Source organism: Clostridium sp. AWRP (assembly GCF_004006395.2).
In the GTDB taxonomy this organism is placed as follows: domain Bacteria; phylum Bacillota; class Clostridia; order Clostridiales; family Clostridiaceae; genus Clostridium_B.
The window spans coordinates 2,932,371-2,952,538 of record NZ_CP029758.2 but is presented as its reverse complement, the minus strand read 5'-3'; the positions used below and the strand labels follow the sequence as shown (position 1 = coordinate 2,952,538).

Annotated in this window: 20 protein-coding genes; 14 read left to right on the top strand and 6 right to left on the bottom strand. The window is 30.3% G+C overall.

Translation table 11 applies throughout. The features are described from left to right. The first annotated feature begins 102 nt into the window (after positions 1–102). The 5 genes from DMR38_RS13460 to DMR38_RS13440 all read left to right on the top strand — a co-directional run bounded on the left by DMR38_RS13460 (position 103) and on the right by DMR38_RS13440 (position 5,639). The gene (locus tag DMR38_RS13460; RefSeq protein WP_127721807.1) at positions 103–423 is read left to right on the top strand and encodes a PTS fructose-like transporter subunit IIB; all 321 of its coding nucleotides are present in this window, start codon (positions 103–105) and stop codon (positions 421–423) included. Between the two features lie 71 nt (positions 424–494). Beyond that, positions 495–1,472 carry a Gfo/Idh/MocA family oxidoreductase gene (locus DMR38_RS13455; RefSeq protein WP_127721806.1) on the top strand — a complete coding sequence of 326 codons (978 nt, stop codon included), beginning with the start codon at positions 495–497 and terminating at the stop codon, positions 1,470–1,472. A gap of 167 nt (positions 1,473–1,639) precedes the next feature. Beyond that, positions 1,640–3,994 (top strand): formate C-acetyltransferase/glycerol dehydratase family glycyl radical enzyme, encoded by a 2,355-nt coding sequence (locus tag DMR38_RS13450; RefSeq protein WP_127721805.1) that lies wholly within the window; start codon positions 1,640–1,642, stop codon positions 3,992–3,994. Between the two features lie 14 nt (positions 3,995–4,008). Beyond that, the gene (locus tag DMR38_RS13445) at positions 4,009–4,920 is read left to right on the top strand and encodes a glycyl-radical enzyme activating protein (protein ID WP_127721804.1); all 912 of its coding nucleotides are present in this window, start codon (positions 4,009–4,011) and stop codon (positions 4,918–4,920) included. 41 nt (positions 4,921–4,961) lie between these two features. Beyond that, entirely contained in the window at positions 4,962–5,639 is a 678-nt protein-coding gene (locus tag DMR38_RS13440; protein WP_127721803.1) for a fructose-6-phosphate aldolase, read from the top strand. Positions 5,640–5,717: 78 nt separating this feature from the next. Here the strand turns inward: DMR38_RS13440 and DMR38_RS13435 are convergent, their stop codons facing one another. Next, positions 5,718–6,272 (bottom strand): rubrerythrin family protein, encoded by a 555-nt coding sequence (locus tag DMR38_RS13435; protein ID WP_127721802.1) that lies wholly within the window; start codon positions 6,270–6,272, stop codon positions 5,718–5,720. Between the two features lie 134 nt (positions 6,273–6,406). Beyond that, entirely contained in the window at positions 6,407–7,246 is an 840-nt protein-coding gene (locus DMR38_RS13430) for a MurR/RpiR family transcriptional regulator (RefSeq protein ID WP_175413009.1), read from the bottom strand. 198 nt (positions 7,247–7,444) lie between these two features. On the opposite strand from DMR38_RS13430, the gene DMR38_RS13425 reads away from it, so the two are divergent. From DMR38_RS13425 to DMR38_RS13405, 5 genes are all read left to right on the top strand, one after another. Then, the gene (locus DMR38_RS13425) at positions 7,445–8,236 is read left to right on the top strand and encodes a sugar phosphate isomerase/epimerase family protein (protein ID WP_127721800.1); all 792 of its coding nucleotides are present in this window, start codon (positions 7,445–7,447) and stop codon (positions 8,234–8,236) included. Beyond that, positions 8,224–9,240 (top strand): ABC transporter substrate-binding protein, encoded by a 1,017-nt coding sequence (locus DMR38_RS13420; protein WP_127721799.1) that lies wholly within the window; start codon positions 8,224–8,226, stop codon positions 9,238–9,240. The genes DMR38_RS13425 and DMR38_RS13420 overlap by 13 nt, the downstream gene beginning before the upstream one ends. A gap of 161 nt (positions 9,241–9,401) precedes the next feature. Then, a complete protein-coding gene (locus DMR38_RS13415; protein WP_207670761.1) occupies positions 9,402–10,988 on the top strand; it encodes an iron ABC transporter permease in 1,587 nt (528 codons plus the stop codon). Then, on the top strand, positions 10,978–12,003 hold the full coding sequence (locus tag DMR38_RS13410; RefSeq protein ID WP_127721797.1) for an ABC transporter ATP-binding protein: 1,026 nt from the start codon (positions 10,978–10,980) through the stop codon (positions 12,001–12,003). The genes DMR38_RS13415 and DMR38_RS13410 overlap by 11 nt, the downstream gene beginning before the upstream one ends. A 15-nt stretch (positions 12,004–12,018) precedes the next feature. Next, a complete protein-coding gene (locus tag DMR38_RS13405) occupies positions 12,019–12,732 on the top strand; it encodes a phosphatase (RefSeq protein ID WP_127721796.1) in 714 nt (237 codons plus the stop codon). A 61-nt stretch (positions 12,733–12,793) separates the two neighbouring features. Here the strand turns inward: DMR38_RS13405 and DMR38_RS13400 are convergent, their stop codons facing one another. The 3 genes from DMR38_RS13400 to DMR38_RS13390 form a co-directional block, all read right to left on the bottom strand. Beyond that, positions 12,794–13,453: a chloramphenicol acetyltransferase gene (locus DMR38_RS13400; protein ID WP_127721795.1), complete on the bottom strand. Its 660-nt coding sequence runs from the start codon at positions 13,451–13,453 to the stop codon at positions 12,794–12,796. A 373-nt stretch (positions 13,454–13,826) separates the two neighbouring features. Continuing rightward, positions 13,827–14,654, bottom strand: a complete 828-nt coding sequence (locus DMR38_RS13395; protein WP_127721794.1) for a pentapeptide repeat-containing protein — start codon at positions 14,652–14,654, stop codon at positions 13,827–13,829. A 31-nt stretch (positions 14,655–14,685) separates the two neighbouring features. Then, complete coding sequence (locus DMR38_RS13390) at positions 14,686–14,913, bottom strand: DUF2164 domain-containing protein (protein ID WP_127721793.1); 228 nt, start codon at positions 14,911–14,913, stop codon at positions 14,686–14,688. Between the two features lie 208 nt (positions 14,914–15,121). Between DMR38_RS13390 and DMR38_RS13385 the strand changes: the two genes are divergently transcribed. From DMR38_RS13385 to DMR38_RS13370, 4 genes are read left to right on the top strand one after another with little or no spacing between them, the layout of a single operon-like run. After that, on the top strand, positions 15,122–15,652 hold the full coding sequence (locus tag DMR38_RS13385) for an RNA polymerase sigma factor SigX (protein WP_127721792.1): 531 nt from the start codon (positions 15,122–15,124) through the stop codon (positions 15,650–15,652). Between the two features lie 3 nt (positions 15,653–15,655). Beyond that, a complete protein-coding gene (locus DMR38_RS13380) occupies positions 15,656–16,762 on the top strand; it encodes a zf-HC2 domain-containing protein (protein ID WP_127721791.1) in 1,107 nt (368 codons plus the stop codon). 5 nt (positions 16,763–16,767) lie between these two features. Next, entirely contained in the window at positions 16,768–17,673 is a 906-nt protein-coding gene (locus tag DMR38_RS13375) for an ABC transporter ATP-binding protein (RefSeq protein WP_127721790.1), read from the top strand. Next, positions 17,673–18,530 (top strand): ABC transporter permease, encoded by an 858-nt coding sequence (locus DMR38_RS13370; RefSeq protein ID WP_127721789.1) that lies wholly within the window; start codon positions 17,673–17,675, stop codon positions 18,528–18,530. Before DMR38_RS13375 ends, DMR38_RS13370 begins: the two co-directional genes overlap by 1 nt. A 91-nt stretch (positions 18,531–18,621) precedes the next feature. On the opposite strand, the gene DMR38_RS13365 is transcribed toward DMR38_RS13370, so the two are convergent. Continuing rightward, positions 18,622–20,004, bottom strand: coding sequence for an AraC family transcriptional regulator (locus tag DMR38_RS13365; RefSeq protein ID WP_175413008.1), 1,383 nt, complete (start codon positions 20,002–20,004; stop codon positions 18,622–18,624). Positions 20,005–20,168 lie beyond the last annotated feature (164 nt).

The following is a 20,168-nucleotide window of genomic DNA, read 5'->3' as shown; positions in this document are numbered from 1 at the left end:
CTACCGACGCAGTATGATAAAAAATAGGCTAGCATACTGACTAGTTATTTCTTTGAAAATGCCTAATATAAACTAAAACAAGATAATAGGAGATGAATTAGAATGAAGATCTTAGCAGTTACGGCTTGTCCATCAGGAGTTGCACATACGTATATGGCTGCAGAGGCATTGGAAAAAGCAGCAAAAGCCAAAGGAATTGAGATAAAGGTTGAAACTCAAGGCTCAATAGGCATAGAAAATAAAATTACTATGGATGATGTAAAAGATGCAGATGTAGTTATATTAACTAAAGATATTGGTATAAAGGAAACAGAAAGATTTAGCGGATTGCCAACCGTCAAAGTTGGAGTTAGCGATGTAGTTAAAAAATCAGATCAAATAATTGACAAAGTTGAAGCGTATGTTAATAGTAAAAAACAATAATAAATAAGCTGTTGGTTACTCCAACAGCTTATTTGATATAATTTAAATATTTGAAAGAAGTGGGAAGCATAATGGTGAAATTTGCTGTAATAGGAACAAGTAAAATCACTGATAGATTCATAGAAGCAGCTAAGTTATGCAAAAATTTTGAACTAACTGCAGTGTATTCAAGGACAAAGGAAAGAGCTTTAGAATATGGAAGTAAATATGAAGCTGCATTGGCATATGATGATTTAGATGAACTTGCAGCAAGTACAGAAGTAGATGCTGTTTATATAGCTAGTCCAAATAGTTTTCATGCTTTTCAGTCAATTAAAATGTTAAGGGGTAAAAAACATGTATTGTGTGAAAAAACTATAGGATCCAATAAAAAAGAATTAGAGCAGATGATAAAAGTAGCTAAAGAAAATGGAGTAATTCTTTTAGAAGCAATGCGTTCTGTATTTGATCCAGGATTTAAGGCCATAGAGAACAATCTTATTAAGCTTGGAACTATTAGAAGGGTTACATTTCAATATTGTCAATATTCTTCCAGATATGATAATTTCAAAAAAGGAATTGTTGAAAATGCATTTAATCCCATTTTTTCTAACGGTGCACTAATGGATATTGGGGTATATTGCATTCATCCATTAGTTAAGCTTTTTGGAATGCCTAAAAGTATATGGGCAAATTCTGTAATTTTACAAAACGGAGTGGATGGTGCTGGAACTATTATGGTGAACTATGGAAATATGCAGGGGGAACTTTTATACTCTAAGATTACCAACTCTAAATTACCAAGTCAAATTCAAGGCGAAAAGGGATGTATGCTCATAAAAGAAATAGCTGATACAAGGCAAGTTACTATTATATATAATAATGGAAAAGAAGAGTATATAAATATCAATAAGTATGATAACAATATGTATTATGAGGTAGAAGAGTTAATTAGGCTTATTCAAATAAAGGAAAATGCAGATGAGTATAATAAGTGCTCTCTTATGGAACTTAATATAATGGATGAAGTGAGAAGAAAAATGGGGATTAAATTTCCAGCAGATGTTTAGGCATTTCTTTCAAATGTCTTAAAGCTAATATCATAACGTAAAACAATAATAAACAATAAATAATAATACAAATATTGTTGTAAAAATCTAAAAATTACTGTATAATATAAGTGTAAATAATAGATAACAATAAAAATATTCTATAGGTAATAAAGAAGGTGAGTTGTATGGAAGAGTTAATTCAAACGGACAGAATAGCCTGGTTAAAGAAAAAAATGATGGATGAGCCAAGATACGTATCTATTGAGCAAGCACTTATTATCACAAAAACATATAAAGAAAATGAAGATAAACCCACTATTATTAAAAGGGCACTTGCTTTAAAAAATGCACTGACACACTTGAATATTGCAGTAGAACCAGAAGAGATGATTGTTGGAAATCGTACAATGGGTGTAAGATATGGTGTTGTATTTCCCGAAAGCGGAAGCTCCTGGGTTGATCGTGAAATAGAAACCCTTCCAACAAGGCCTCAAGATAGATTTAATGTAAGAAAAGAAGATATTACTACTTTTAGAGAATTTATTAAACCATATTTTAATGGAAAATCCTTGGAAGATGTAATTAGAAAACGGTATGGAAAAGAGATAGATGAAATTGCAAAGGTAGTTAAAATCAATCAAAAAGATCATGCACAGGGGCATATTTGTCCAGATTGTGAAAGCTGGTTAAAATATGGACCTGAGGGGTTAAAAAATCAAGCTGTTTTAAGATTAGAAGGTGCTTCTAAGGAGCAGCAGTATTTTTTAAACAGTGTCATTTTGGTTATGGAAGGTACTCAAAGGTTTATGATGCGATATCATGATCTTTTAATAGAAAAATCAAAGGAAGAATCAAAGGAAGAAAATAAGGCTAACATGCTTCAAGCTGCATTAAATTGTAAAAGCTTGAGTATGAATCCTCCAAATTCTTTTCATGAAGCTGTACAGTCTATTTGGTTTTTATTTGTTATTCTTCACATGGAATCAAATGCATCTTCTTTTTCACCAGGTAGAATGGATAAATTCTTGTATCCATTTTATAAAAAAGACATTGACAGTGGAAAGATTGATAATCAAAAAGCTTTGGAAATTATAGAATGTCTTTGGCTTAAATTCAATCAAATTGTCTATTTAAGAAATTCACACAGCGCAAAGTTTTTTGCAGGTTTTCCAATTGGATTCAATGTTGTAATTGGCGGCCAAGATGAAAAGGGTAGTGATTTTTTCAATGAATTATCTTTTCTGTTTTTGAAGGCACAAGAACATTTGGGACTACCACAGCCTAACTTATCAGTAAGGCTTCATAAAGAAACTAATGATAGGATTCTAAAGGAAGCAGTAAAAGTAGTATCAAAGGGAAGTGGAATGCCCCAATTTTTTAACGATGAAGCTATTATTTCTTCCATGGTGAAGTTAGGTGTAAAAGAAAAAGATGCAAGAGATTATGCTGTTGTAGGATGTGTGGAAATCACTACTCAGGGAAATAATCTTGGTTGGAGTGATGCTGCTATGTTCAATTTAGACAAAGCATTGGAGTTAACTTTAAACAATGGAAAGTCTCTATTGAGTGGAGATAAAATTGGTCCTGATTTAGGAAATTTAACTGATTATGAAACTTTTGAAGAATTGGAAGAAGCTTTTGCAAAGAGTGTCACTTATTTCATGGATAAAATGATACTAGCCTGTGAAGAAGTAGAAAAAGCACACATGGATATATTGCCATCTCCATTTTTATCTTCTGTAATTGACAATTGCATTGAAAAGGGAATGGATGTTACAAAAGGAGGAGCTGTTTATAACTTTTCAGGAATTCAGATGATACAAATAGCTAATCTGGCAGACAGTTTAGCTGCTATTAAACTTTTGGTATATGAAGAAAAGAGAATATCAAAAGAAGATTTACTAAAAGCACTGCAAAACAATTTTGAAGGATATGAAGTAATACGTACTATGCTGCTCAAGCGTGCACCAAAGTATGGCAATGACATTGCTTATGTTGATGAACTTGGTACAAAGTGGGCAAGATTTTTTAGTAAAAAGTTAAGCCACTATACAAATTATCGCGGAGGCAAATACCATACAGGAATGTATACCGTTTCTGCTCATGTACCTATGGGAGAAAATGTTGGAGCTTCACCAGATGGAAGATATGCAAAAACACCTCTGGCAGATGGGGGGATGTCTCCCGTATATGGAAGAGATATTACCGGTCCAACAGCAGTACTAAAGTCAGTTTCTTCATTAGACAATTATTTAACAACTAATGGTGGACTCTTAAATATGAAGTTTTTACCTGAATTTTTTAAAACTGAAAGCAATATAGATAAGTTTGCTAAATTTTTAAGAACTTTTGTGGATTTAGAAATACCACATATACAATTCAACGTAGTGAGAAAAGAAGATTTGATTGCAGCACAAAAAAATCCTGAAAATTATAGAAGTTTAACTGTTAGAGTGGCGGGATATACTGCTTATTTTACAGAATTAGCAGGAGAACTTCAAAATGAAATTATTGCTAGAACAAGTTATGGTAATATATAAGTGCAGGTGATTAAATGATTGGTAAGGTATTTGATGTTAGGAGATTTTCAACACATGATGGAGAGGGAATTAGAACCACAATCTTTTTAAAGGGATGTCCACTTCACTGCGTGTGGTGCCAAAATCCGGAGGGATTTTCCTTAGATCCTAAGCTCATGTACTTAGAAAATCAGTGTATACACTGTGGAAACTGTATTAAAGCGTGTAAAAATAAATCCATTACTTTAAAGAATAACAAGCTTTATATTGATAAAAGTGCTACAGATGAGTGGAAAGAGCCTATAGATGTGTGTCCGGCAGGATGCTTGACTATGGATTGTAAGTTATATACTGTGGAGGAATTAGTAAAGTTTGTATTAAAAGATAAAGCATTTTTTAAATATGGTGGAGGAGTTACCTTATCGGGGGGAGAACCACTTTTTCAAAAAGACTTTGCGATATCCTTACTAAAAATGTTAAAAGAAAATGGAATCCATACAGCAATAGAAACTTCACTTTATGCAGCTAAAGCTACAATTAAGGATGCTCTTTTTTATTTGGATTCTATTTATGCAGATCTAAAGGTATTTAATAGGAAAAAACATAAAGAGTTAACTGGAGTTTACAATGATAAAATAAAAGAAAATATAAGATTTATATTGGAATCAAATAAAAAGAGTAGGGTAATTATTAGAACGCCGCTTATTCCAAAAATGACAGCAACTAAAGAAAATATTTACGCTATAGCTAAATTTATTACTGGCATTTATCCAGATGTAAAATATGAATTATTGAATTATAATCCTCTTGCCAAGGCAAAGTATAATTTAGTGGAAGAAGAATATTGCTTTTACGATAATCCTAAAATGTATACTGAAGATGAAATGGATGAGTTTAGAGAAGTGGCAAGAAGTGCAGGAGTAAAAAGCCTTATTATTGAAGGTTAAAATAAATTGCAATATGCAGTGGAAGAAAGGAAATCAGATTTATGAAACTTATTGTAGATTTTGCAAATTTAGATCAAATTAAGGAAATGTATGCTTATTATCCAATAGATGGAGTAACTACTAATCCATCTATTCTAGCTAAAGAAGGAAAAAATCCCTATGAGGTATTAAAGGCAATTAGAAAGTTTATTGGAAAAGATGCAGAACTTCACGTACAAGTTGTTTCCAAAGATGCTGAATCAATGGTTAGAGAGGCACATAAAATTCAACAAGAATTGGGCTCTAGTACTTATGTAAAGGTTCCAGTATCAAGAGAAGGATTAAAGGCAATAAAGGCTCTTGCAGCAGAAGGTGCTAATATTACAGCAACTGCTGTTTATACACAGATGCAGGCTTATTTGGCAGGAAAAGCTGGTGCTAGCTATGCAGCTCCATATGTAAATAGAATTGACAACATAGGTGCAGATGGTATAAAAGTTGCAAAAGATATTCATGATATATTTAAAAAGAATGATTTAAAAACAGAAGTTCTTGCAGCAAGTTTCAAAAATTCACAACAAGTTTTAGAATTAGCGAAATATGGTGTTGGTGCCGCAACAGTTGCTCCAGATGTAATTGAAGGATTAATTAAATTGGATGCAGTTGATTCTGCAATAAAGGCATTTACAAGAGATTTTGAAAAGCTGTGTGGTGAAGGAAAAACTATGCTAGATTGTTAATTTAAGATGGAGCCTGCTTCAAAATTATTTTGAGACAGGCTCCATGTATTTGTAAGAGAACGTTAAAAAATTTTAATATTAAAATTCTTTGAAGATTTCTTTCTTTGCACCACAAACTGGACAATCACTTACATTATCACCCATGTATGTATATCCACAAATTGGACAAACATATATCTTTTGGTTTGGAATATCTTTTCCTGATTTAGCTGCTTCCTGTGCACCCTTAAACATATTTGCATGTATTTTTTCAGCTTCCAGTGCAAAATGAAATGACCTTTCAGCATCTTTTTCATTTTGAAATCTTGCAGTTTCAAGATATACAGGATACATTTGATCTACTTCATGAAGTTCTCCATTTATTGCACCCTGGATGTTTTCTACAATATTGGTATTTCCAAATACAGCACCAGCTGCAACTGTATTGTCACCAACTTGATTTTTAAGTACATTGAAATGATTTTTAGCATGTGCCCATTCTGCATAGGCTATGCCTCTAAAAAGTCTAGCAATGTTAGGATATCCAGCTTTCTCAGCGTGATCTCCCCAAATAAGATATCTCATATGAGCCATGCTTTCTCCACCGTATGCAGACCGTAAAAAATCAGCGGTCATTGCATTATTTAATGCCATTTTGTACACATCCTTTCACATTTGTAATATTATTATTATCTATAATTCATATTAATATTCATATGTAAATTAAATTGCTTACATGATACCCATCAGCCACTGCATGTGATATTGTGACAGTAAATGGCATTTAGTTATCTTTTTATATAATTACTATACATATTTCTCACATCATTTAACTTATCCATTTTTCTCATATAATCATCAGCGCATAAAGCAATTTTAAGAATAAGACAATCAATAATAGATATTGAAGAAATTGCTGAATGATATTCAGTAGGGTCTCCTCTATAATTATATAATGTAATATTAGAAATGTCATTTATAGGAGAAACCAATAAATCGGTAAATGTTATTAAGGAATAATTAACTTTTTTCTTATAATCAAGTAAAATAGAGGATTCAGGAAGAATTTTAGAATAACTAAATAGTAGTACTAAGTCTTCCTTTGATATATTAATTAAATCTTCGTAAATAGAAGAACCACCTTGAATAGAAAAAAATTCTATACCAAATCTTTTAAGTCTATATTTAAGTATTTCAGCAATTCCCATAGAAACATCTGGTGCATATATGTATCTTTTTTTCTTTGCAAGTATAAGGTTAGCGGCATTATTAATTTGAGAGGAAGTTATATGCTCTAAAGTTTTTTCTATCGTATAAATGTCTCTTAGGATTATTTCTTTCATTGAATTATCACTATTCTCTAGTTTAGAAATTGTATTTTTTAGCTTTGAAGCAGGTGTTGTATTTGATTCCTTTTTTAGTGCTTGTTTAAAAGCTTTTATATTCTCGTAACCTATTTTGTTCCAGAACCTAGATAAAGTTGAATGACTTATACCAAGTTGTTTGGCAATATCAGTTGAAGTTACATAGAGAATGTCCTTTTTATTTTTTAAAAGGTAATCTACAATAATGACTTCGCTGGGTGTAAGATATTCATGCTTTTCTAAAATATTAGTCCACAAGTCCATAAAATCCCTCCTAGATATATAAATTATACTATATTCTAATAAATTTTTGCAATAAAATGTGCAAAAATAAAAAAATGAAAATAAATAACCAATACTTAACATAAACGAAATGTATTCTTAAAGTAAAAATGAAAAAATATAAGCAGAAAAAACGTAGATAAAAAAGTATAGACAACAAAATAAAGGAGTGAAAAGAATATGATACCAGTGTATTTTAGCTCTACATTAATGTGGAACTCTTCCCTAGAAGAAATATTCAAAAAAGCTTATACAGAAGGATTCGAAGGTATTGAATTTTGGGCACAGCATTTTGAAAGCAGAGGGTATTCTGAAAAGGAGTATAAGGAACTTAAAGAAATATACCCTATAAAAACAATAATTCATAGTTATAGTTGGGATCTAAATATGTCCTCTATAAATGAAAGAATTAGAGCCACATCTATAAATGAAATATTTAAAGCTGTTGACCTAGCTTATAATCTTTCAGCAGAAGAAGTAACTGTACACCCGGGAAAAGAAAGTATAGTTTGTTTTAAAGAATATCAGAAAAAACTATTAAGAGCTTCCTTAAAAGACATTCTTGAGTATTCGAGAAAAAAGAAAATGAAAATTTCAATTGAAATTATGGAAAAAATAGCAAAGGAACTTATAACAACGGATATTGAACTTAAAGATGTTCTTAAAGATTTATATTGGGAGTTTACATACACCGTTGATACTGCACATTGTAGTAATGAATACGAAGTGATGCACTATTTGGAAAACATCCATGGAATTTCAAAAATACATATAAGCAATAAAAATGGCAATAAGATTCATATCCCTTTAAATCAAGGAGACTATGATTTTTCAAAATTAATTTTCAGTTTAGCTAAGAAAAACAAGCCTTTAGTAATTGAAGGTTTTGACGACAGTAATGAGGTTTCAGTTCTTAACAATGATATTAATTATATAAAAAGTATTAAGGAGGAATTTTTATGTCAAAGATAAAAAGAATATTAATTGGATTTTTAGCAGTAGCAACTATAAGTACTGGATTATTAGGGTGTCAACAGAAAAAAGATGCTAAAAAAACTTCATTAGATGGTGAGATAACACTTTATACATCACAACCTGAAGAAGATATTCAAAAGTTAATTCAAGGTTTCAACAAGAAACAGCCAGGTATTAAAGTTAAAGTATTTAGGTCAGGAACTGAAGAAGTCGTAAGCAAGGTGCTTGCTGAGAAAGCATCAAGTTCTGTTCAGGCAGATGTATTATTTGTTTCAGATGCAGTAACTTTTCAAACGTTAAAAAATAAAGATATGCTTTTGACTTACAAATCACCTGAATTAAAGGGAATAAATAGTCAATTTATTGATAAAGATAATATGTTTACAGGGACTAAAGTAATATCAACGGGTATTGTTATAAACACAAATAAGGTAAAGACGGAGCCAAAATCTTTTAATGATTTGTTAGAGGCAGAAGCAAAAGGAAATGTTATTATGCCTAGCCCATTGTATTCTGGTGCTTCAGCATATAATTTATCCGTAGTGACAAGAACTAAGGGATTAGGATGGAATTTTTATGAAGGATTAAAGAAGAATGAAGTAACTGTAGATAAGGGAAATGGAGGTATAATTAAAGCTGTTGCTGATGGACAGAAAGCATATGGCATAGTTGTTGATTACATGGCAGTTAGAGCAGCAAAACAAGGATCACCAGTTAAGTTTATTTACCCATCTGAAGGAGTACCTGTAATTACAGAACCGATTGGAATACTAAAGACAACTAAAAAAGCAAAATTAGCACAAGCTTTTGTGGATTATGTTCTTTCAAAAGATGGACAAACATCAGAGGCAAGTATGGGTTATGCTCCAATAAAATCTGATGTGAAAGCACCAGAAGGTTTAAAAACTATAACTGAGTTAAAGACTATTTCTGGGGATAATGAAGAATTATTAAACGCAAGAGAAGGAGACAAGAAAAAATTCAGTTCTATATTTAATTAATTTACTTCTGTGAGAAAATAAATAATCTTTAACGAAGTTGTTTTCCATGGAGGGATTGTATGCTAAGCTTTTTGAAATGTAATAGATCAAAGATTCTAAAAATACTATTTTACTTATTTATTATAATTACGTTTATTATGCCTATAGTGAGACTTGTAATTATGAGTTTTAAAGTGTCCAATGGATATTCTTTAGGCAATTACGGTGAATTGCTAAAAAGTCAAAGGACGATTTTATCCATAAAAAATACCATTATAATAGGTGCTGTTTCTAATTTAATTTCTATGCTATTGGGTGCAATTTTTGCTTTCATGATAGCTTATACCAACATAAAAAGAAAAAAGCTAATGGAGTTATTAGTATTGTTACCGTTTATTATACCTTCATATATTGTAACTCTTTCATGGAGCAATCTATTATTACCCAATGGTACTATAAATAATATTATTGCAAAATTAGGAATGGGGAAAATAAATATTTATTCAATTCCAGGAATTGTATTTGTACTTGGAATTTCCAATGTTCCTATAGTATATCTTATAACTTTAAATATGCTCAGAAAAATTCCTAGGGATTTAGAATGGGCATCTAGAGTTTTAGGATATAACAAATGGGAAACTCTGTATAAGATAAACCTGCCACAGGTAATGCCAGCATTAATTGGAGGAGGAATACTGTCATTTTTAGCAGCAATAGATAATTTTGCAGTGCCGGCATTTTTAGGAATATCCTCTGGAATACCTGTTTTGAGTACATATATATATGAGAAAGCTATAGCTTTCGGACCAGCTTCTTTTAATTATGCTGCTGTCTTATCAGTAATAATTTCCATTATAGCTATAGTAGGAACAGTTTTACAGGGGCTGTTAGTTAAAAAAAGTATTAATATAGATAGCATAAAAGATGATTATTCAGTAAGAATTGAGTTCTCCAAAAATGTTAGAAAGTCTGTAGAGATTATTACTTTTGTATTTCTAACTTCAATAAATATAATCCCCATAATAACAATGATAACTTCATCATTTCAAAAAGCATATGGTACAAAGTTTACATTAAAAACAATATCCTTTGAAAATTACAGTTTTCTTTTTAACAATGAAGGAGTTAGGTCTTCTATACTGAATAGTTTAGTATTGGCGACTACAGCTACTATATTTTGTATAATAATAGGTACTTTTATTGCTTATATTAAAGTTAGAAAAGATTCAGAGTCAATGAAACTTGGAGAAATGGCAGCTACACTTACTTATGCAGTACCTGGGATTGTTCTAGCTTTGGCTATGATATTTCACTGGGTTGAGCCATTACCAGGAATTAGACCTGGTATATATGGGACTATAAAAATCTTGATAATAGCGTATGTAACTAGGTATCTGATACTCCAAATAAAGGGCAGTACTAGTGCAGTAATAACAGTAGAAGAAACAGTCGAAGAAGCAGCGAGGGTTGCTGGAGCATCTAAAATAAAAATCTGGTTTAATATAATGATTCCGCTTTTATCAAAGCAAGTATTATCAAGTGCATTTTTAATATATATATCAGCTATGACTGAATTAACAATATCTTCAATGTTAGCTTCTGCAGGAACAAAGACTATAGGACTTACTATTTTTAACTTTCAACAAGCTGGAAATTATAACATTTCTTCAGCAATGTCAACAATAATAGTTTTATTGGTTTTAACAATTTATTTTATTCCTAAGTTAATAAAAATTAAAAATTTCAGGGGGGATAAAGATGTCAATTAAGATAGACAGTATAACTAAAAAGTTTGGAAATTCAACAGCATTAAATAAAATATCTGTTAATATCGAGGATAAAGAGTTTATTGCTATACTTGGGCCATCAGGTTGCGGAAAAACCACATTATTAAGGTTAATTGGTGGTTTCATAAAGCCTTGTGAGGGTACTATAATGCATGGAGAAAAACTATACTCATCAAAAGATTATCTGCTGCCAGTGGAAAAACGCAATTTAGGAATGGTTTTTCAATCCTTTGCATTATGGCCACATATGAATGTAAAAGAGCATGTAATGTTCCCACTGGATAGTAGTAAGCATAGAAATATGAGTAATGCAGAGAAGGATAAATTAGTTAACAAAACATTAAAGATGACTGGATTGGAAAAACTTTCAAATAGATTTCCTGGTGAGTTATCTGGAGGGCAAAAGCAGAGGGTAGCATTGGCAAGAGCTATTGTGGGTAAGCCATCTATGTTATTAATGGATGAGCCTCTAAGTGCATTAGATGCAGAGCTTAAGATTGAAATAAGAAAGGAAATACAGAATATTCATAAAGTGACAAGCACTACTATAGTTTATGTTACTCATGATCAAAGCGAGGCACTAGCTATGGCGGATAGAATAATAGTAATGAGAGATGGAAATATAGAGCAGATAGGTACTCCAAATGAAATATATTTAAATCCTCAGAATGAGTTTGTTGCTACCTTTGTTAGCAAATGTAATATTATTAAGGGAAAATGGGAGAAGGATAGCTTTAAAGTAAAAGGTACAAATATTGTATATGATGGAAAAGGTATAGCTGACTATTTTAAAAGAAATAATATATATCCAGTAAGACCTGAACAATTTGAAATTTCCAATGATAAGAATGGTATTAAAAGTAAAATAGTCAATAAACAGTATCAGGGTAGGGAAATACATTACACAATAGATTGTGAAGGAAAGCTAATTACAGTATATGATTCGAATTTAAAAAAATATGATATTAATGAAAATGTAAGTTTAATAAAAAATTAGTAAGGAGATATAAAAATGAAGGCACTCATGGATTTACACGTTCACACGATTTCAAGTGGACATGCCTTTAGTACTTTAAAGGAAAATATAGAAGAAGCTAAGCTTAAGGGACTAAAGGTACTTGGAATATCTGATCATGCAAGGGCTATGGAAGGAACTGCCCATCCGTTTTATTTTGGAAATCTTAGCATTATTAATGAAAAAATAATGGGTATTAGAATTCTAAAGGGTATTGAGGCAAATATAATCAACTTTCAAGGAAATATTGATGTAAATCAAGAATTAGCTTCAAAATTGGATTATGTGATTGCAAGTTTGCATCCGCCATGTATAAAGGCAGGAACAGTAGAAGAAAATACAAAATCTATTATAAGAGCTATGGATAATCCATATGTAAAAATTATTGGTCACCCAGATGATAATAGATTTTTGCTGGACTATGAAAAAGTAGTACTTGCAGCTAAGGAAAAAAACATATTGCTGGAAATGAACAATTCTTCATTATCTTCAAGAAGTCAGAGAGAAAATTCAGTGGAAAATCAGAAGAAGTATTTAAATTTATGTAAGAAATATGAGGCAAAAATAATTCTTGGAAGTGATGCACATATTTATTATGATGTTGGGGAATTTACAAACTGTTTCAACTTGCTAAAGAATGTAGAATTTCCTGAAGAACTTATATTTAATTCTAATACAGATTCATTAAAGTGGTTATTGGAAAAGAAATAAAGTGGCGTTTGCATTAAAATATATCCAAAATCGTGTAAAGTTAATATAGGATGCTGTTACACTAACAATTAGTGTGCAGCTCCTTATTAAATTTATCTATTGTTTCTTGTATGCTGTTAATTAATTTGCTTACATGATATCCATCAGCCACTGCATGTGATATTGTGACAGTAAATGGCATTAACCATTTTCCGTTTTCTTTATGATATTTCCCATAGGTTATAATTGGCATTAAAGATGGATTGGATTCACTGCTGTATGTTGAATATCCTGTAAATGTAAGCCATGGGACACAAGATATGCAGTAGAAATTTTTAGGCTGGTTTGGCTTAATTTTTACACCTTTAATATGTGAGTATTTTTTCATATCACATTTATAATTATCATAAAATTTATAAAAGTCATCTGTATATTCTGACCAAATGTCTGAAAATGTATGATCATCTTTATGAAAAATTGTATAGTTAGGATGGACAATATCATATACAATTAATTGATTGTTTTCTCCAAAACGCATACGAAATTCCGACATAGAATTTATGTTATAACTAACACAATATATAAATGAAGGATAAAATTTTAAATTATTTTTTCTTAATGATTCCTTAAATAAAGTAACATCAAGATTTGCGGTAATACTATAGGCACATTTAAGCTGCTTGGTATAATATTTAAAGTGTTCACGTCTTTCCCATTTTTCAAAATCAACTATATGAAACATAAACTAACCCCTTATTCCTTGTACTATATTATAGATTATTTACTCAACTTTCGCAGTTTAAAAACTTTGCGGCCTAAATGAATTCACAATTCACAGTTCACAATGCATAATTTCGGTAGATTTTTCTCCGCTGTGCTGCGAAAAATTTTAAATTTGAAGCTTATTGAAGCTTTGCTTCAATGGTGCTATATTTTAGATTTTCTGAAGTTTTAACGGAAGAAAATCATCCTTAATTGTGAACTGTGCATCGTGCATTGTGAATTAATTGCTTCGCAAAGTTCTTATATTAAATCAAAATCTTATATGTGCGAAAGTTAAGTTATTTATATTCTAATTATAGCATAGGATGTTTGTTTAATAATATTAGCTATAATTATTTTGACCAATATCTTGGGCGGATTATCATTATAGGCAGTTTTGTATGTGAATTACCCCTAGCTGTGTTGATTTGGGACTGAGTAAGAAAGATGCTTTTTGAGATATTGGCTCCGCTGAGATCAGCATCTCGCAGGTCAGCTCCAATTAGATCAGCATAACTTAAATCAACTCCTCTAAGATTTGCAGCAATAAGGCATGTTCCCCTTAAGTCTGCACCTCTAAGATTAGTTTTTCTCAGGTCTGCACCAAAATAATCTAATCTGTGAGATAAAGGGTTCTTTTTATGAACTTTGGAGCGTATAAGCTCGCTTGTATTTCTAAGTACTACATTAACCTTTTTTCTATGATTTTCTACATCTAGTGATAATAGAAAATCAATGTCAAGAATAGTAAGGCCTTCAGTATTTTCAATTAAGGAGTTTATATTTTTTTTGATACTGTTATCTGCTTGCAGGGTATAAGCTTCAGAAAGATACCATAGTATTTCGTGAAGCTGTCTCATAATTAAGAAGGCATCAAACATTTTCTTAGCATATTCAGAGTCTTCATGCCAATCACGCCCGCTGCAGGTAATCTGGGCTAATTTTTGACCAGCACCAAAGCAATCATAGGCAGTACAACCTTTAAGACCTTTGTTCCTAAGATTTTTGTGAACAGAGCAGGTGAAGTTTGATTGCAAATTTATACAGGGATTACCTGCGTCTTTGTTAGTTGGGAAACCTTCGGATGCTGAGAAGTATAATGCAACGCAGCATAATCCAAAACATTTTTTACAGTCAACTCTCAATTCTTTATTACGTTTATCTTCATGTTTATATATCATATTTTTAACATTCTCCTAATTTGTATATTAGTTAATATATTTGAAGGGATAACAAATCTTCATTTCTATCAGCAATATATTTATAGCAATCATAAACTCCCTGATTATAAAATTCTGGAGCTAATTCTTCTACTATAAAATCTAGTATCAAGCTTGAGGCTAAATCACCCAATTCTTCATCTCTTTCGTTTAGAAAATAGTCCTTTATTGTAGAAATCATTTCTTGTTTTTTTTCTTTGCTTAATTTAATTTTGTTCATTATAGCATACCTCCATTTAAAATTGTTATTTTTCATAATTCTAAAACAGTTTATTAATTATATCATAATTCTTGTCATAATTTTTAATACTTATGTGTTAATATTATAGATACCAAATTTAATAAAAAAGGTATCAAGTATATTCTAGAATATATTAATCAAAAGCTTTTGAACAAGAGTACCTAGAAGGAGGAATACAGTCAAAAATATGGGTGTTATCAGTTATTTTAAGAAGAAAAAATATGAGCAAAATTTTAAAGCTGTATATGAGAAATATTATGACACCATCTTCAGAAGAATTTCCTACCTTACTGGGGACATGCATGCAGCTGAAGATTTGGCACAGGAAGTATTTATGAAATTATATAATTCACCACCTGACCACAATAACATTGCTGCATGGTTAAATAAGGTTTCTACCAATACTTCCTACAATTATATAAGAAATAAAAAAATTCATGAGGGAAAAAATGAGATGATTTACAAAAAAGAAACAGATAATGTTATTTCAATTGAAGAAGTTGCAATTAATAATTGTGAAGTAGATTTAACTAAAAAAGTACTGAATGCACTTCCACCTAGAGATCGTATGTGTCTGGTTCTTAAATTTTCAGGATACAAATATAGTGAAATTGCAGAAATGATTGGAGTAGATAAAAACTCTGTAGGTACACTTATATCGAGAGCACAAAGAAAATTTAAAGAAAGCTATTTAAGCTTAGAAGAGAGAGGTGAATAAAAAGTGAAGTGTCTAAGTGAAGGAAGCATTCAAGCATATATTGATGGAGAACTTAGTAATACTGAAATAAAAGAAGTAGAAATGCACCTTTTTCAATGTGGAAAATGCAAAGAAGTTTATAAAGAATTGAAGTCTATAAATAGTTTTGCCGTGGAAAAGCTTCAGGATTATGAGAGAGATTTTAAAATAAATCATGTAGAAATAGAAAATAGGGATATTGAAGTAAAAAATAGAAAAGGAGATTTTAGAAATATGAAAAAATATAAAAAAATAGCAGCAGCTGCTTGTGCAGCACTTGTCATAACTACTTGTGTTTCTGTAGAGCCTATAAGAGCATCAGTTATTAATGCAGTTTCAATTTTTAGAGCAAAGGATATTAAAAGTGTAAATATTTCATTGGATGATATTACAAAACTTAAAACTGAACTCATAAACCATAAGGCAGATATTAATATTGATAAAATAGGCAAAGTTAAATATCAGGGCGGTGAACAAAAAAATGTTACTATAGATGAAGCAAAAAAAACACTGCCATTCACAATATCTATACCTCAAAATATGCCATCAAAAGAAGTAAAGAATATTTTAATAAATAAACCTTCCAAAATGGATTTCACCCTAAATGTGGAAAATATAAATGGGCTTCTTAAGTCTTTAGGAGGAAAAAAGCTGTTTCCTAAAGACTTAGATGGAAAGACTTTTTCTCTAAACATGGCTGGAGAGTTAAGCATTATGTATGAAGATTCAACAAATGGTGAGCGTATAGCTGTGTCAGAAACCAAAGTACCGGAAATTGTGGCACCTGATGGTGCAGATGTGGATCAAATATTTAATGCTCTTTCAGATCTTTCAGTACTGCCGCAAGATATGCAAAATCAGCTGAAATCCATGAAGGATTGGAAAAGTACTTTGTATATTCCAAATGTAGGAGGAAAAGCTGAAGAAATGAATATAAATGGCATGAAAGCCATTGGATGCTTTGATACCGATCAAAATGACAAAGAAAAGAAACATTCTTCCATTTTAATTCTTAAAGACAATGTTTTAGTTAGCATTGATGGTAATGTAGATAAAAATAAATTACTGGAAACAGCAAAGTCTATGAGGTGATAAATTTGGTAATTGAAACAGAAAATCTTTCTAAAATATATGAGAATAACAAAGGATGCAGAAATATAAATATATCTGTATCTAAAGGTGAAATTTATGGATTTCTAGGACCTAATGGTGCAGGAAAAAGCACATTTATAAAAACCATTGTGGGACTGCTGTTTCCCACTTCAGGAAATGCACGTATATTAGGTAAGCCTATTGGGGATTTGGAGACCAGGAAAAGGATAGGATATTTACCTGAACTTTTTAAATATCAAGAATGGATGACAGGATTAGACCTCCTGTCCTTCCACTCTTCATTATATAAACTTGATAAGAAGACTTCTTCTATGAAAATAGAAGAAGTCCTTGAAATTGTTAATTTAAAGGGGGCTGAAAAAAGTAAAATAGGTACTTATAGTAAAGGCATGCAGCAGAGAATAGGAATTGCAAGTGCTCTTCTTTGTGATCCTGAGCTTCTTTTTTTAGATGAACCTACTTCTGCATTAGATCCTATAGGTAGAAAAGAAGTTAGAGATATTATGTTGAAACTAAAAGATATGGATAAAACTGTATTTTTAAATAGTCACCTTTTAAGTGAAGTAGAAATGATTTGCGATAGTGCAGCTATTATAAGTAAAGGAAGTATTGTAAAACAAGGAAAAATCAATGATCTTTTAGAAGGAAACACTGTTTTGGATATTCATGTAGAAAATATAAGTAATGAAATTTTAAATAAGCTTGAAAAAATTGATGAAGATATTATTTTTGATGGAAAAAATATTAAAATGCATGTTAAGGAAAAATATGAAATACATGAGGTTGCTTCACTAATTATATCAGGTGGCGGAAAACTGTATGGACTTACTCCTCACAGAAATAGCCTGGAAGACATATTTATAAAACTTATTGAAGGAGGTGAAGAATAATGTTTAGTATTGCACTTTCCACTTTTAAGGAAATTTATAGAAAGAAAATCTTTCATTTTATAGGCATATTGACCATAGTGTACCTTATCCTTTTAACTATTATTTTTAAATTTACAAGTAATAATGCGATTGGTAATAATGGCATGATAGATATGATTGCTAATCTTTCTTCAACTATTTCTATAATTGGGTTTTATTTTTCCAGCATACTTGTAGCATTTTTAACTATAATGCTCTCCATAGGAATGGTTTCTTTTGAAATAGAAAATGGAACTATTTTAACCATTTTAACAAAGCCAATTAAGAGAGAGGAATATATACTTGGGAAATACATGGGTACAGCTATTCTCATTATTTTATACAGCATTTTTCTTTATATAGCAGTAATTATTATTTCCACTGCAAATAAAATATCTATGGTAGAAACCTTTGGCATAGCATCACTTGCTAAGGGATTCTTGTTTTTTATTTTGCAGCCTTTGACTATATTATCAATATCTCTTTATGGAAGTACTAAATTCAAAACCTTAAATAATGGGATAGTAATAGTGGCTTTATATGTACTTGGATTAATTGGTGGAGTAATGGAGCAAGCAGGAGCATATATTAAAAATGATTCTCTTTCCACAATTGGAATAATTTCAAGTTTAATTTCTCCTTTTGAAGTAATTTATAGAAAAATGATTTCTACTATTTTTACTTCTTTAGGGACATTTAATCCTATGGCAGGTTTTGGTTTTGGTATATCAGGAAAGTCTACTACACCAAGTGTATGGATGATGGTTTATGTATGTGTATACTTAGTATTTTTCATATTTATGAGTATTAAAGGATTTGCTAAAAAAGATATTGGCTAAAAATACATGGTAGTAATTTATTTACTGCCATGTATTTGTCTTACGTATATTTAACTTAAAAGGCGCTAGATGAATAATTAATCTTTTGCTTTTAGATATATTTGGCTTTCCCATTTTGTTTTTTATACTGCATAGGAGTCATACCAGTAATTTTTTTGAATGTTTTTGAAAAATGTTTCTCATCAGAAAAGCCAACTTTTTCAGCAATATTGTAAATTAGTTCGTCACTTGAAGAAAAAAATTCCTTGGCTTTTTCTACTCTATAGTTAATAATATATTTTATAATACTTGTACCAATCTCTTTTTTAAATATCTGACTTAAATATGAGTTGCTAATATTTAAGCTGGATGCAATAAGATTTACAGTAATATCCTCCATATAGTGAATATGTATAAAGTTTAATACTTGAATAACTATAGAATTCTTTATCATATATTTGTTGGAAAGCTCAGACTTGAGCTGATTTATAGAATCTATAAACTCACTGCATTTATCCTCTATTGAGGTAAAGAATACTTTTTTGTGAGGTAAGTTCCTTGGTAATATTTTTTTATATAGATTGCTATACCTGTCAACCAATGTGGATGATAATGAAGCCTGGCAATAATAATAAAGATTATAGTCAAGACTTGGTTTTACAATATCTAAAAATAGTTTATATATTAACTTATTTAATTTTAAATTAAAAATATCATAATTTATAAGTTCTTTTATTTGTTTTAGAGTGTTGTCTACTAGGGGATAGTCTATTTCTTTTTTTATTGAATTGATATATTTTTGAGTGAGTAATTTAGCGTCAGAACAGAAAAAATTATATGCCTTTAAATAATGGAAAGATTCATAAGCATCTCTCATATTTTCAATGTCTTTGATATAGCTGCTCATATATCTGAATGCTGTCTTAGATTTTGTTACGTTATTCAATTTGTTAGTAATTTCAAAAAGTTTATTTTGTTTGCTAGCAATACTTCTACAATTAAAATCATTGATAATTATGCACAAAATATCGGGATTAATATAAAAAACCTCACCTCCACTGTACTCGTCAAGAACGGTTTGACATTCTTTAATAAATTCTTCTCCAGTTAAGTAGTAAATATTTTTATTTAAGTAGTGGTCTGAATATTCAATCTCCATAAGATTACAAATATATACGTAGTAACCGTAATTATTTAGATTTAAGTGTACTTTTTTTTTATAATATAAAAATTCACTTTTAATTACTCCGCGTAAAATATCTTTTAGATATTCTGTTTTTTCTAGCTGACTGATTCTGAAGTCCATTACCAAATTTGAATTTTTGCCTTCACCAATATAGTTAAAATGACAAGTATATTTTTCACTTAAAGACTGAGTAAAAAAGAATTTTATTTTATTAATATAAGTAATGTCTTTGTGACTTGTAATAGAGTAGATAATTTGATTTTCTGAAATAACATTAAAAATTAGAATCATTGGATATATATTTGACATTGCTAAATCATAGAAAAAGTTATGAATTTTATATACAGGGTGTTTAAGTTGAAGAATTATAACTTGAGCATTAAGTTCTATTGCTTTTTCAATACTGTTTTTATAAGAGTTAGCAATATAAGAAATAGAAAAATTACTTTTAGTTGTTCTGTAGAAGTTATATA